We start from the raw sequence: 14,743 nt of genomic DNA on the forward strand, positions 1-14,743 counted from the left end.
CTTATTCGTTGATCGCTTCTTCCTTACGCCCTTTAAGCATATAAGTGTGCATTTCTCCTTTTCCCTTGATCACGACCATTCCGCGATCATCAAACTCGTAATCATCCTTCAAGTGCTTATAGGTTGCCTCTGTGATCTGAATGCCACCCTTCAACCCCTGCGACTCCATCCGGGAAGCGGTATTGACCGCATCACCCCAAATATCATAGATAAACTTTTTGGTGCCAATCACTCCGGCAACAACAGGACCGCTGTTGATGCCGATGCGAATACTGAGCGTCTTGCCATGGCGCTGGTTAAAGCATGCGATGACGTCGAGCATATCCAGTGCCGTCTCGGCAACCACTTCAGCGTGATCATCACGCGGGATAGGAATTCCCGCCCCAACCATGTAGGCATCACCAATGGTCTTGATTTTTTCTAATCCCCGGCGCTCACTCAAGCTGTCAAACTCGCAGAATATTTCATTCAACAAGCCCACCACTTCTGCTGCAGGCAACCCGGCAGACATCGGCGTGAAGTTAACAATATCGGCAAACAAGATTGTGACCTCGGAAAAACTATCGGCAATTGTGTCTTCACCATGCTTTAAGCGCTCAGCAATGGGAGCCGGCAAGATATTAAGCAGCAAATGCTCAGATCTCTCGCGCTCTTCGGCCAGGTCGTCGAGCGTTTTCTTCAGCCTGGCAATCATCTGGTTGAAGTTCTGCGCCAGCAGCCCGGTCTCGTCCCTAGTCAGCACCGGGGCAGTCTGAGTCAGATCGCCGGCACTGATTTTCAGTGTCGTCTCAGTAACAGCCAAAATCGGCCGGGTGATCCTAACGGCAATCAGATAGATACCGATGCTCAACAAACCGACAGCCAACAAACCGACAGCCAGTACCATAACGCCAAACCGATTGGCTGGTGCCAGTGCCGCTGAAGCCCTAACTTCTGATATCAGGGCCAGCCCCAGCTCAGGCAGCCACCGATAGCTGCCAATCACTGGCTCGCCGACATAGTTATCATATAGCCCTGCACCATTTTGGCCCCGCAGGGCCGTTTCAATACCCTGACTATGAACTCCTCGCGGATAGGAGGCATGACCGAACCGCCCGGGAGAGATAAAACGATTATGGGCATCGACAAGGTATGCCTCACCGCTTTCCCCCAGCCCTGTTTGCCGACTGACAATCTCGACCAATACTGACAAGCGGACATGGGCGGCCAGCACACCGAGCAACTCGCCAGTCGGGCTCAGCAGGGGAGTGGATACGGTTAAGGTCGGTGCAGCCGTATCCGGGCTGGGGTACACCTTCTGCAAGAACGTTTCCTTCTGTCCCTGAACAAAATATTGATGGTTTAGCCGATAACCACCTTCATCATCAGGCTGCGTCGAGAAGAAGACCCGGCCGCCGACTCTGGTCATCATAAACACCTCTGTCAGATCAGAGGCCGTTGCCGAGCCGTAATCAAGGAAGGTCGAAAGAAACAACACCTCTGCCAACTGAAAATGAGCCGTCTTGTATGCCGCCGTCCCTGTTTCTTCGGCCAGCAGAGCATCAGCAGCAGCCCGAAGCTCATCAAGCTCTGCAATGTTCCTTACAACAGTTATCTGCTCGGCGATATAGCGGTTAATTTCGAACTCTTTGTGATCAGCCGTCAAATCAAACTGATCAATCGCGATCTCTTTTTGAGTTTCGGCCGCAAGGAAGTAGGTCACCGATGCCAGCGCCACCACGACCAGCACGGATACCAACAAAAAATAGGCAGTCATTCGGGCCTTAAGACTTTGTTGCAAAAGCCCCATTCAATTCCTCCCGCACCCGTTAGCAATAAATAAGCAAAAAAAGTACCAGTCAAAGTGAGTATAGACGCCCAGACAACCTCGCTTGACTTATTGCGTGTACCTTCTTCCCCGGCAACCACCAACACTTAGGCTAACCTGAATAGATAGGCATCAGCGCACGACATGCCGCGCCTCCGCTAATGAGAAAGCAAAGGCCTGACCTTGAAGAACTTAAAACAAAGCAATACACAAGCGCGCTTTAGTCCGTTAAACAGACGGCAGTTTATCCACACCGCCAGTATGCTTGGCGCGGCTGGCACTCTCTCCGTGTACGCGCCGGGTGTCCTTGGTACCCGGGATGCTGCCGATATTCCCCAAAACTCCGACCTTCCCTTGAAACTCGGTGTTTGCGGACCGTTCAGCGGCCCGGCCAAACAGACCGGTGATGCCATCAGACAAGGGGTCTTGATGGCACTTGAAGATGCCCTGGCAGCTGGTGAAGCCCCGGTAACCATCAATGGCGAACTGCATGATATTGAAGTTATATGGGTAGACAGCCAGTCAAGCCCGGAAATTGCCGTAAAAGCCACGACCGAGGCTATCCAACAGCAAGGGGTCAAACTGATGGTTGGGGGCTGGCATTCATCCGTCGCCTTGGCACTGATGGATATCACGGCCGATCTCAATACGATTCACCTTGGCCATCTGGGGGCATCACAGTATATCGCTGCCAAAATAAACGATGATCCCCAGCGTTACCGAGGCTGGTTCAAGGGATGGCCCTCACCGCCGAAACTCGCTGGCCTTTATGGTGCCCCTCTCAAGTATCTGTTGGAACATGGGCTTTGGCAGCCTGCCAACAGACGTGCGGCAATCTTGGTCGAGGATAGTGCCTTCGGACGAGGCTGGGGCGAAGCACTGATGCTCAGCCTCAAAGAGGCGGGCTTTAACCCTTTGCCCTTCGATACCGCGGCACTGGACCAGACCGAATTCCGTCAGTTGATCAACAAATACAAATCCGAGCAGGTCTCGCTGGTAGCCATGACATCAACCGGTGACGTTGCCGTCAGCAGCTTCGTCAAACAGTTCAAAGAGCTCGGCGTGAAAGCCTTGTTACTCGGCCATGGTCTGCGCTGGTTGAGTAACTGGCATGAAATGACGGGCGATGCCGCAAACTATGTGGTCGCGATGGACTCGGCCATGCCTATCGCGCTGTGGCAGAGGTGGTGGGTCAGGCGGTTTAAGACTAAATACGGCAAGGAGCCCACGATTCCGGCGGCGGGTTTTCACTACGACTATACCCGAATGGCAATCAAGGCCCTCAATACCGCCAATTCATTGGACTTCGATACGCTGACAACCATCATCCGCCAGCTCCCCTATAAAGGGGTCTGGAATTACTACCAGTTCTCGTCCGCCCCGGGACCGAACGCCCTATCTGCCAACGAGGTCATGACCGGTCCGTTTATGAAAGGCTTCTACCTGCCAATGGTCCAGCTATTCGACGGGCAGGCAAAAATTATCTGGCCGATAAAATATGCCGAACAACGTTTCCGGCAACCGCCCTGGATCTAGGCCTGATGCATAACAGGAGGCGATGGCATGCATGAGACATTTCTTTTGGTGCTGGGACTGATCGGCCTGCTGACGATTGCCAGCCTGCTGCTGCCAATTGCCAACAGGATCAACTTCCCCTACACCGTATTGCTCGCCGTTGCTGGCTCCCTGCTGGGCGGGATCGTACTGGCTACCAGCAACCTTGACCCGCCGGGGATCCTCGGGGACTTCCTCACCTCGCTCGAGGCCTTGGATATCACTTCGGAAGTGGTTTTTTTCGTCTTTTTGCCCGCACTTATCTTCGAGTCCGCCCTGAATATCAATGCCCGTCACCTGATGACAGATATCGGCCCTATTTTATTGCTGGCCATTCTCGGCCTGCTTATTTCAACTATGCTGGTCGGGGTCTTTGTCTGGAGCGTGTCGGGAGTCAGCCTGGTAGCCTGCTTGCTGCTCGGGGCTATTGTCTCTGCCACCGATCCCGTTGCCATTGTCGCCATTTTCAAAAATCTGGGTGCCCCCAAACGGCTGACCATACTGGTTGAAGGCGAGAGCCTGTTTAATGACGCGACGGCCATCGTCCTGTTTACGATTCTGGTCACCATACTGCTCGGCAACTCCGACGCGGGGGTCATCTCTGCAGCCGGCAAATTTCTCGAGGTGTTTTTCGGCGGTATACTGGTTGGCCTGCTCGCCTCCTGGGCAGCCGCCTCCCTGATCGGCAAACTGCGCAATATGCCGTTGGTCGAAATCACGCTCACTATTTGCCTTGCCTACCTGAGCTTTCTGCTCGCCGAGCACTACCTGCATGTCTCGGGGGTCATGGCCGTCGTCACCGCAGGTCTGGTTATCAACTCATTCGGTCGTACCCAGATCTCCCCGCATACCTGGCATACACTGACCGAGACATGGGAAGAGCTGGTCTTTTGGGCCAATTCACTGATCTTCTTCCTGGTGGGCCTGATAGTCCCCAAGGTACTGGTGGACTTTACCTCGGCACATTTTATCTCGTTGATCGCCCTGACTATCGCCGCCTTTACAGCCCGCACCGCCGTGCTGTATTTGGTGCTGCCGTTTCTCAATAAAATCGGCCTGGGGCAACAAATCAGCCTGGCCTTTCGTACCGTCATGTTATGGGGCGGACTACGTGGCGCCGTCTCGCTGGCCCTGGCGCTGGTGATCCTCGAAACACCGGGCATCTCAGATGACATCAAGACCTTTGTCGCCTCTCTCGTGACCGGCTTTGTGCTATTCACACTGTTTGTCAATGCCCCGACCATGGGAGCAATGATGCGCTTTTTTGGACTTGACCGGCTTCCTCCGACAGAGCGGATGATCCGCAACCGCGTGATGGCATTATCGATTCGGCGGATCCGCGAAGGACTTGAGCATGCCGCCCACACTGACAACATCAAGCCAACCATCGCCACCGGTGTCGCAGACATCTACGAGCAGCGCCTCAACAGGGTTGAACACTCGATGTCAAAAGGCGAGCAATCCGATACGGTGACCCTTGGAGTCGGGTTAAGCACACTGACCAACCATGAGCGCCACCTTTATCTGAAACGTTTCTCGGACGGATTGGACTCGGCCAAAATTACCCGTTCATTGCTGTTCCATGCCGATGATTTGCAAGACGGTATAAAAATCGGCAACGTCCGGGGCTATCAGGAAGCTTATACGGATACACTGAAATTTGGTGTGATGTGTCGATCAGCCCTGTGGCTGCAGCGGACTATGGGATTCTCCCGTCCTTTGGCAATCCAGCTCGCCAATCGTTTTGAAGTCCTGAGCGTTCACGAAACAGCGGTCATTGCACTGATAGAATACTGCCATGACAAAATCCCCCCCTTGTTTGGCGAAAACCTGGCCTTAGAACTCGAACCTCTGCTCATAGAGCGCCTGCAGGCAATCCAGCAGACCCTGGATGCGCTGCGACTACAATATCCAGAATACGCAGAAACCTTGCAAAAACGTCACTTAGTCCGTGTTGCCCTGCGCCTTGAGGAAGCCAGCTACCACCAAATGCTCGACGAAAATATTATCAGCCAGGAAGTGTTTAATGATCTGGTTCGCGAGCTGGACAAACGTAACCGTATCATGGACCGTCAACCCAAATTGGATCTCGGCCTCGAACCGGACAAACTCGTCGCCAAGGTGCCATTTTTCGCCAAGACAGGCGCAGACCAGATCAGTGAAATTGCCGATATGCTTACCCCCCGGCTCGTGGTTCCGGGCGAGTGTATTATTACCCGGGGAGAGCCGGGCACAGCCATGTATTTTATCTCCAGCGGGGCTGTCGAGGCCGCAACCAAACCTCAGCCCGTCCGCCTCGGCAGCGGTAATTTCTTCGGCGAACTGGCATTACTTACCCAAGAGCCCCGCAGTGCAACCGTTACGGCAATAAGCTATTGCCAATTGCTGGTTCTGCAGCTGGACGACTTCAATCGCATTATCGCAGCTCACCCTGATCTTCAGGCGCACATCACCCAAGTGGCCAGTAAGCGATTGGATAATAATGCTCTCATCACCAAGGTCCCTTTGTTCGCCTCGCTAGATCACAGCGCCATTAAGGCAATAGCCAACCAGTTAAAATCACGCATGGCGGCGCCAGGTGAGAAAATAATTGCCCGGGGAGAGGCTGGCGATGCCATGTTTTTTATTGCCACCGGCAATGTTGAAGTCATAACTGGCAAGCAAGTACCTGTAAAGCTAAGCGCCGGTGAGTTCTTCGGCGAACAGGCCCTCCTCTCGGAGGAACCCCGTAATGCTGACGTTATAGCGACCGACTATTGCGAGCTGCTGGTATTACCCAAACAGGACCTGTTTTCCCTGCTAGACACTCAGCCAGATCTCAAGACCCGGCTCAAATTGAAAGGTAACAGCCGAAAGCGTTAGGCCCCAAATTAAAAAACCGAAGCAATAAGGTGCCACCTTTTCTTAATGATGACTCAAAATAACCACTTTTTTTATCTAGATTTTATATCAGGAGGTAATTGACGAATGGAATAAAGCGTCCGAACCCAAAGAGGAAAAGAGAAACAATGAAGAAACTCATCATAATAATTACGATAAATATCATTCCTTTATTAGTTCTTATACTCAGTGTGCTAGGCACTAATTGTAGTTCTTCATTTCATGGGGGGGATAACCGCCAGACTGACATCGAAACTCAATCAAGCTTCAGTTTACACTGTAATTTCAGCGACTAACTGCCATTAGTACAGCGATAATGTCATCTGTTTTCTGCCTGACAAGTTCACCACTCTACCTGACTCAACGTTCAGTCCGGGAAGGAACTATAAATACCCATCAGGCGCATCAAGGCGTTCAATATCATCATCATCGAGATAACTGCCTGTTCGCACCTCGATAATTTCCAACATCACCTTGCCCGGGTTTTCAAAAGAGTGCGGAGAGCCAATTGGAATGTAAGTTGATTCATTTTCTGACAGTAAATAGTTCTTATCACCGTTTTGGACTCTGGCCGTCCCGGTCACCACAACCCAATGCTCGGCCCGGTTATAATGAACTTGTGTCGTCGTTTTTTCCCCCGGCTTAACTCTCACTTTTTTCACATGGTATCGATGGCCTTCGGTAATCGCATCATGCGATCCCCAGGGCCGGAAAACCTCCTGGTGTTGCAAACATTCATTACGCGCCGACTGCTGCAGTTGGGTCACCACGTGCCTGACTTCCTGAACTTTGTGCTTGTTAGCAACCAAAATAGCGTCTTTGGTCTCGACAACAATCAGATCATCCGCCCCCACCACAGACACCAAGCGGTGTTGTGCGTTGATATAGCAGTTACGGCTACTTTGCGGGAACACATCGCCAGCTATCACATTGCCGTTATCATCTTTACGGTTGATATCCCATAGCGCTTGCCATGAACCGATATCACTCCAGCTGGCGTCCATAGGAACTACCGCAACATTTTGCGATTTCTCCATGACGGCATAATCTACAGAGTCACTCGGACAGGCACGAAAAGGCGCATCCCCCAAGCGAACAAAATCTAAATCCAGACTTCGTTCCTCAATGGCCTCCTTACAATGCGCCAGTATGTCAGGGTGATATTTCTCTAGCTCATGGAGAAATGCTGACGCTTTAAATAAGAACATACCGCTATTCCAGAGATATTCTTCCGATTTGACATATTGCTCTGCAGTTTCGAGATCCGGCTTCTCGACAAAGCCTTTGACCTGAAAAACCTCTTCAGACAAAGCCTTACCAATATTGATATAGCCATAACCAGTCTCTGGCGTGGATGCAGTACAACCAAATGTCACAAGCTTACCTTCCTCTGCAACAGGAATGGCTCGTGACACGGCATCCGTAAAGCCTCCCGGATTAAGAATGGCATGATCAGCCGCCAAAATAAGCAACAGCGGATCTGATTGCAGCTCCAATGCCATCAAAGCCGCTGCCGTGATCGCAGGGGCCGTATTACGCCCGACAGGCTCAAGAACAATCCCGCAGTGATCATAGTGGCGCTGGCGCAACTGCTCGGCAACAACAAACCGATGTTCCTCATTGCAAATGATCATCGGTGAAAGACAAGGTAGCGGAGCCAGCCTGGCAATGGTTTCCTGCAACATCGAATCCTTTCCCATCAAAGGCAAAAACTGTTTAGGGTATAGTGAACGAGAAAGAGGCCATAATCGCGAGCCCGAGCCCCCAGCCATGATCACAGGAAGCAGTTCGACATTATCCATATTCAGTCTCCTTGATGATAAAGATCGGCATAAGCGCCAACCATTGCCAGTTGGCTGAAGTGTAGCTCAACTCTTTCCCGTGACATCTGCCCCATGCCATCACGCAAGGCCTGGTCATGAAAGAGATTTAGCAAGCTAGTGGCCAGCGAATCACGATCCTGGCTTTCCACACCGAATCCGGTTTCTCCTTCCAGAACCACTTCCCGGATCCCGCCGACGCGGGTCACCACATGAGGAACGCCCATCGCCATCGACTCAAGCAGCGTGACCGGGATCCCCTCGGCTATCGACGACATCGCAAAGACATCAAAACACGCATAGTAATCCCGGACATTTTGCTGCCTGCCGGCAAAGATGACTTGCCCGGCATGCTGAGCATCACGGTCTGCCATGGCTTTCAGCGCCGGCAGTTCATCGCCACAGCCAACAAGAATCAACTCAGCCTGTTGCGAAAAATCGCGGTCTTGATGGCATGCGCGTTGAAAAGCGTCAATAAGCAACTTTTGGTTTTTTATTCCCTGCAGGCGGGCGACATGGCCGATAATAAATTTATCCGTATTCGGCTTTCGAAAATGCGGTGAGAAGTACTCAATATCCACCCCGTTGACGATCAAGGTCAGTTTGCTTTTATTAATGCCCACATCAAGCTGCAGCCATTGGTACAGATCATTTGACACTGCAACAACATGATGGATAACCCATGAGCTGATCTGGCGAAGATAACGATATTTGGCCACTTTTCCGAACGGATCATAGGTATCTCTTCCATGTTCGGCATGAACCCGCAGAGGCACCCTTGCCAGCCATGCCACCCATTGGTACTCGATAGTGCCGAGATTATAGGTATGAAAAATATCCGGTTTGCTATCGGCAAGAATCCGGTAAAGACGCGGATACAACGACAAATCGTTGCCCGGCTTCTTGTTCAGCTCAATCACGGTAACCGAAGGCGGCAACTCCTTGACCAACTCTCCAGCCTGGGTCAACGTCACTATCGTATGCTGATACTGCCCTCCCAGCTGGTTGATGCAATTAACGATAATCTTTTCCAGCCCGCCGACGTGAAAGCCGTGGACAAGATGGCAAACATGTTTATCGACTTCCCTATCCATTCAACACCTTTTCATTATGGCCTGGCACATCTATCAATTTGACTTCACGACAACATCTTGTATGGCGTGACGTTTATCTCGTAATAACTGCTGAAAGCGCAGAACGATTTTTGCCGCATTCTGGTGCCAGGTGAGCTGCCGATTTTCAATAGTCTCAACCGCCTGTTGCTGAACATCAGCCTTCAAATCAGGCTCAAACACCAACCGCTTGATGGCTGCCAGCATCTGCTGGTTATTACCCTCTTCAAATAACAAGGCATTCGACTCATGTGTTAGCAATTCTCTGATATTGGGCGAGTCGGGAGCGACTACCGCCTTGCCTGTCGCAAGGTACTCAATCAGCTTCAGCGGTGAGCACCAGGGGGTGACTGCCGGTTGCAGAGCAATATCAATTTGTGCCAGCCATTCGGGCATCTCTTCCCGACTGACCAGACCGGCGATACATAGCTGCTGATCGATATGTAATTCACGGGCTTTTTGCTGCAATTCATCCAATACCGAACCGATACCGACAATCAACAGCACCAGGTTAGGGTTTCTCATCTCGGCTATCGTTTCGACAACCAAATCCAATCGATGCCACTCGCGGCAAAAGCCGACAAAACCAATCACGGTTTTCCCCGTCAGATCCGGCAACCTGTCGTAATGGGTGATCACATTAAACTGGCTGGCATCAATCCCGTTAGCCAGCACCGTGACATCACTCTTTCTGACACCGGCCTGATATAAATAATCGGCCAGTACATGCGTCACCGGCAAAATATGGTCGGCATTGCGCCAGGCATAAAGCTCGGACCACTTGGCCAGCATCGGCAGGTGGATCCCACCATAAGCTGCACGTTCCTTGTATAACGGCGAGTTAACCTCCAGAATCAACGGCAGCTTGAACAACTGCTTAGCCCAGACCCCCGAAGGCAAAAACAGGTTATAACGCTCGTAGACAGCATCTGGCCGATGCTTCCTGATAACCTGTACCAGTTTCACGAAGTCATAGAAGCTATAGCCAAGCTCAAGCAGTTCACTGACAAAACCAGGCAAAGCATGGCGGAGCCTCGACATCCAGCCGCCATCATCACCAAACTCGGTCGCATCCGAAATCGTCGGGGCAACAATGATAACCTCATGACCCTGTTGCCTCAGAGCATCAATGATCGCCTCGATATGAACAAACTGCCCATCCCTTGAAGCCACCCGGTGGTGATAAAGTATTTTCATACTGTTACCTCTTCGTCGTTCATATCGGCCTCTGTGTCTCGGCGTAATAAAGGGTCATCAGGTTGATCGTTACCCAACAGCTCAGAAAAAATCCGATACAGTTGTTCCGTAGTTTCATCCCACGAAAACTGTTCGGCATAGTGCCTGGTTTCGGCACGGGAAAGCCGGGTATTGAGGAGTTGCTCAATCGCAGCCGCAATATCTCGGCTATTACGCGCCACCAAGACACCCGCCTCACGGGCTTTGACGACCTCCGGCGTACCCCAGATATTGGTCGCCACGACAGGGGTTCCGCAGGCCATTGATTCCAGTAATACGTTGGCCCAGCCTTCACGACTTGACGCCAGCACAGATAAATCGGCAGCCTGAAAGTAGCGGGCGAGTTCCGGCTGGGAAAGCGCGCCGAGAAAGGTCACCCGGTTGGATACATGCAGCTTCTTGGCCAGTCGCTTCAACCGTGATTTTTCAGGCCCCATTCCGGCAATAAGCAACTGTGCCTCCGGGTGCGCCTTCATGGCTTCAATCACAAGGTGATGCCCTTTGCGCTCGATAAGCAGTCCGACCGAGAGAAAGACAGGCACTTCCATGGGCAGCTTCAGCTGCTGTCGAACATCGCGCTGTTGTTGTTCATCGGCAAAGGAAAAAAGCTCTAAATCGACACCATTACGGGACGCTGACACCTTTTCCGGCGCTGCCCCCAATGCAATCATTTCCTGCCGAAGTGCTTCGCAGACCGCCAGATTATGGCTACTGGCCTGAAAGACCTCCTGAATCTGTCGCCGTGGCGTGTCGTACTGAGGGATCAGGTTGATATCCGAGCCCCTGGCCGTGACGGTAAACGGCTTGTTGAGTTTTCTCGCGACCTCGGCAATGGCTACACCATCCGGATAGAAGTAATGGCCGTCTATCAAATCAAATTCATAGCCCTCTGCCATCAGCGCCTTGATTTGGCGATACAAAACAAATGCCATGGTTTTAGGCGCCAGTGTCATACCGATCTTGGGGATCACCACATAACGGGGGTGATAGACCGGCATACCAAAGCGCTTCTCAAAAGAGGGGGCTTTGGCAAAAATACTGTACTGACCAAAGATCGCTGATTTAAATGGGAACCAGGGAACAGGTGCGATGACCGTTATCTCGGCCTCGGGGTAGCGCTTGCGCAGTTGCTTTAACCGGGTTTCGACAAACACGCCATGCTTGGGATCGGCAGCATTCGGAAACAGGCTGGTAATGGTCAGAATTTTCATTGCTACTGCCTCGCCATAAAGAGTGAAAACATCAACAAACACCAAAGTGATGCCCCGTGATCCCGATAGCCCTGCTGGTGATCGCTGATCATTTTTTTCAGCCAGTCGACATCAAAAAAACCGCTGTCACACATATTGGTCGACAACACATGCCGAGTTAATGTGTCTTTGAGGCTGGTCCTGAACCAGGTTGAAATCGGCATGCTAAAACCCATTTTGGGCCGGTATAAAATGTTATGCCCGACATGATTTTCCAGCGAGCGCTTAAAGGCATACTTCCCCTCGCGATTGCGAATATTATTCTTGCTGTTAATGGAGTACGCCCACTCGACAAACTCGTGATCCAGCATCGGCGCCCTGACCTCCAGCGAGTTGGCCATGCTTGCCCGGTCAACCTTGGTCAGGATGTCACCGACAAGCCATGTCTTGATGTCGAGATACTGGATCTGTTTGAGAGGATCATCAGTGGTAAAAAAACGGGCATGATGTTTGAGAATTTCGATACCGTCATAGCCATTAAGGCTTTGTTGGTAGCCGTTACTAAACAGGGACTGGCGCTCACCGCGGCGTAACTTGGAGATTGAGTTGGCATAGCCTTCTACGGCATCCATCGCCAGCGACTGGAAGGTCGTTTTGGCGCGTAGGGGGCGCGGGGCCCAATCGGCCTTGGGATAGAGATACCCCAGGGGACCAAACACAGATTTACGGATCGGACCCGGGATCGCATTACGAACCCGCTGTTCGGCCAGGTGCAGCCGGTGGCGCCGGTAACCACCGAAAATTTCATCCCCTCCGTCGCCGGACAGTGCAACTTTCACCGACTGACTGGCAAGCTGGCAGACACGGAATGTTGGCAGCGCCGAGCTATCGGCATAAGGTTCGTCATAAATATCGGCCAAGGTGTCAATCAGGCTGATATCGTTCGGATCAACGATCTTCTGGCAATGCGCTGTGCCGTAACGGCTGGCCACCTGCTGGGCATACTCGCTCTCGTCATACGCCTGCTCGCTAAAACCAATCGCACAAGTGTGGACCGGCTTGCTTTGCAGCGATGCCATTAGCGATACGACTGCACTCGAATCCACCCCCCCGGACAGAAATGCCCCGAGCGGCACATCCGCGGCAAGCCGGATCCTGACGGCCTCCTGCAGCTTGTCGAGCAGTGACTCCTGAGTCTGCTCCCAGGACAACACCTGCTCCGGCGCACACAAATCCCAATACTGCTTCGGGGCAATCTCACTGCCAGGAGTCAGGGTCAGATGATGGCCGGGATTTAGTTTGAAAATATACTTGTAGGCACTGTATGGTTCTGGGATATAGCCATACATAAAGAACTCTTCCGCCATTTCATGCCTGAGCGTGGTATCCACATCTGGATGACCCAGCAACACCTTGAGTTCGGAGGCAAAGAGAAACTGTCCTTTCGCCGTGACCGTATAGAACAGCGGTTTCTTGCCGAGTCGATCGCGACCGAGGAACAGTTGTTTCTTATTTCTGTCCCATACAGCGAAAGCAAACATCCCCCGAAAGCGCTTGATGCAGTCTTCTCCCCATGACTCCCAGGCATGGACGATAACCTCGGTATCACTATAGGTAGCAAACTGGTGCCCGAGTTCAACCAGTTCGTCGGCAAGCTCAAGGTAGTTGTATATCTCTCCGTTAAAAACGACGACAACCGACTCATCCTCATTAAATAGCGGCTGGTGTCCCCCGGAAAGATCTATGATCGACAAGCGGCGGTGCGCCAACCCAATATGCTCATCAAAAAAATATCCTTCATCATCCGGCCCGCGATGACTTTGCAACCGGTTTATTTCTTCGAGCAAGGGCCTATCAATAACATCAGGCTGACGCAGATTAAAGATCCCTGAAATACCACACATTTTCAGCCTCCTTGTGAAAATCTAGGCATGGTGACACTGCAAATAACCAAGCAAGGGAGAGAGCTGGGCATCCCAGCTGTAATGCTGCTCTATCCACTCCCTCGATGCTTTGGCTTCTGACTGCTCTGCCTGAAGTTTACCGATCACCCAGCGGGCACTATCAATGGCACTTTCAGACACAGCTACATGGCTCGGCGGGTAGTTCTCCAATCCTTCAATTCCCTGTGGAGAAGCAATCACCGGGCATGACATTGCCATCGCTTCCAGAATTTTATTTTGCACGCCACGGGCAATACGCATCGGAGCGACTGCGGCTTTGGCATGCTGCAGGTAAGGCCGTACATCGACGACTCGCCCCGTCACTGTGATCCCCGGGATGTCTGCCAGCGCCCTGACTCCGGACGTCGGCGAACTGCCAACAATATAGAACTTAGCGTCCGGCACCTCGGCCAGCACCTTAGGCCACACCTTATTGGCAAACCAGACAACGGCATCCTCATTGGCCCAGTAGTCCATCGCACCGGTAAACACCACATAGTTCTCTTTTTCCAGACAATAGCTTTCCTCTGCTGGAACGGCAGAACCGGGTGAAAAGAACTCGCTGTCCAGGCCGTTTTCAAGCGTTTTGATCCGCTCCCGAAAGGGCGTTTCAGCAATACAACGGAATGCCTCCGTCTCGGCCTTGGTCACAAAGCAGCTAACATCAAACTTCGAAGCAACTTTCTTTTCATACTCGCCAAGCACACGGTGCTCGCGCTGGTAGATCGCGCGCATGATGCCTTGTTTTTTCTCGGCGTACTGACGCCACTTGTCAGAGTCGATATCGACAAAATGCATCACGGTATGGGGAGAGTGGGGACTGGCAATCAGGTACTGGGCCATACAACCGGACACCACGAGCGCCTTGTCAATCTGATGGCCTTCAATGGTGGCATCAACCCATTGCTGCATGGCTTTTCGTGAATAATAAGGCAAGGTGATTGGCTGGCCCGTAAATAGCGCAGTCACTCCCTTGAGCTTGCAATAAGCCGGAGAGATCTGGACAAACATACTCTCCTTGCAGTATTGCTCGACCTTGGCCCTGTACTGGAGATCAAACGGATCATCAATGAAACAGCCAAGATAGACATCAAAATGCCGGCTCAGGAATTTAAGGATATGGTAGTTGGCAATTTTATCTCCCTTATTAGGGGGATAGGGAATACGGTGGCACAAATACAGTAACGGCTCTTTCATACAG

At 51.9% G+C, this 14,743-nt stretch carries 9 protein-coding genes; 2 read left to right on the forward strand and 7 right to left on the reverse strand.

Going from position 1 to position 14,743, the window contains the following annotated elements:
* Window position 1: 1 nt before the first annotated feature.
* Complete coding sequence (locus BIT28_RS13560; protein WP_075764526.1) at window positions 2-1,789, reverse strand: adenylate/guanylate cyclase domain-containing protein; 1,788 nt, start codon at window positions 1,787-1,789, stop codon at window positions 2-4.
* Between the two features lie 201 nt (window positions 1,790-1,990).
* Between BIT28_RS13560 and BIT28_RS13565 the strand changes: the two genes are divergently transcribed.
* Both BIT28_RS13565 and BIT28_RS13570 read left to right on the forward strand, forming a co-directional pair.
* A complete protein-coding gene (locus tag BIT28_RS13565; RefSeq protein WP_075764528.1) occupies window positions 1,991-3,343 on the forward strand; it encodes an ABC transporter substrate-binding protein in 1,353 nt (450 codons plus the stop codon).
* 27 nt (window positions 3,344-3,370) lie between these two features.
* The gene (locus tag BIT28_RS13570) at window positions 3,371-6,223 is read left to right on the forward strand and encodes a cation:proton antiporter (protein WP_075764530.1); all 2,853 of its coding nucleotides are present in this window, start codon (window positions 3,371-3,373) and stop codon (window positions 6,221-6,223) included.
* Between the two features lie 401 nt (window positions 6,224-6,624).
* Here the strand turns inward: BIT28_RS13570 and BIT28_RS13575 are convergent, their stop codons facing one another.
* From BIT28_RS13575 to BIT28_RS13600, 6 genes are read right to left on the reverse strand one after another with little or no spacing between them, the layout of a single operon-like run.
* Window positions 6,625-8,043: a mannose-1-phosphate guanylyltransferase/mannose-6-phosphate isomerase gene (locus tag BIT28_RS13575; protein ID WP_075764532.1), complete on the reverse strand. Its 1,419-nt coding sequence runs from the start codon at window positions 8,041-8,043 to the stop codon at window positions 6,625-6,627.
* Between the two features lie 2 nt (window positions 8,044-8,045).
* Window positions 8,046-9,155, reverse strand: coding sequence for a glycosyltransferase (locus BIT28_RS13580; RefSeq protein ID WP_075764534.1), 1,110 nt, complete (start codon window positions 9,153-9,155; stop codon window positions 8,046-8,048).
* A 33-nt stretch (window positions 9,156-9,188) separates the two neighbouring features.
* On the reverse strand, window positions 9,189-10,370 hold the full coding sequence (locus BIT28_RS13585; RefSeq protein ID WP_075764536.1) for a glycosyltransferase family 4 protein: 1,182 nt from the start codon (window positions 10,368-10,370) through the stop codon (window positions 9,189-9,191).
* On the reverse strand, window positions 10,367-11,620 hold the full coding sequence (locus BIT28_RS13590; RefSeq protein ID WP_075764538.1) for a glycosyltransferase family 4 protein: 1,254 nt from the start codon (window positions 11,618-11,620) through the stop codon (window positions 10,367-10,369). The genes BIT28_RS13585 and BIT28_RS13590 overlap by 4 nt, the downstream gene beginning before the upstream one ends.
* A 2-nt stretch (window positions 11,621-11,622) precedes the next feature.
* A complete protein-coding gene (locus tag BIT28_RS13595; protein ID WP_075764540.1) occupies window positions 11,623-13,503 on the reverse strand; it encodes an XrtA/PEP-CTERM system amidotransferase in 1,881 nt (626 codons plus the stop codon).
* A 21-nt stretch (window positions 13,504-13,524) separates the two neighbouring features.
* Complete coding sequence (locus BIT28_RS13600) at window positions 13,525-14,739, reverse strand: TIGR03087 family PEP-CTERM/XrtA system glycosyltransferase (RefSeq protein WP_075764542.1); 1,215 nt, start codon at window positions 14,737-14,739, stop codon at window positions 13,525-13,527.
* Between the last annotated feature and the right edge of the window lie 4 nt (window positions 14,740-14,743).

Origin of the sequence: Photobacterium proteolyticum (assembly GCF_001939735.1) — a bacterium.
GTDB lineage: Bacteria > Pseudomonadota > Gammaproteobacteria > Enterobacterales > Vibrionaceae > Photobacterium > Photobacterium proteolyticum.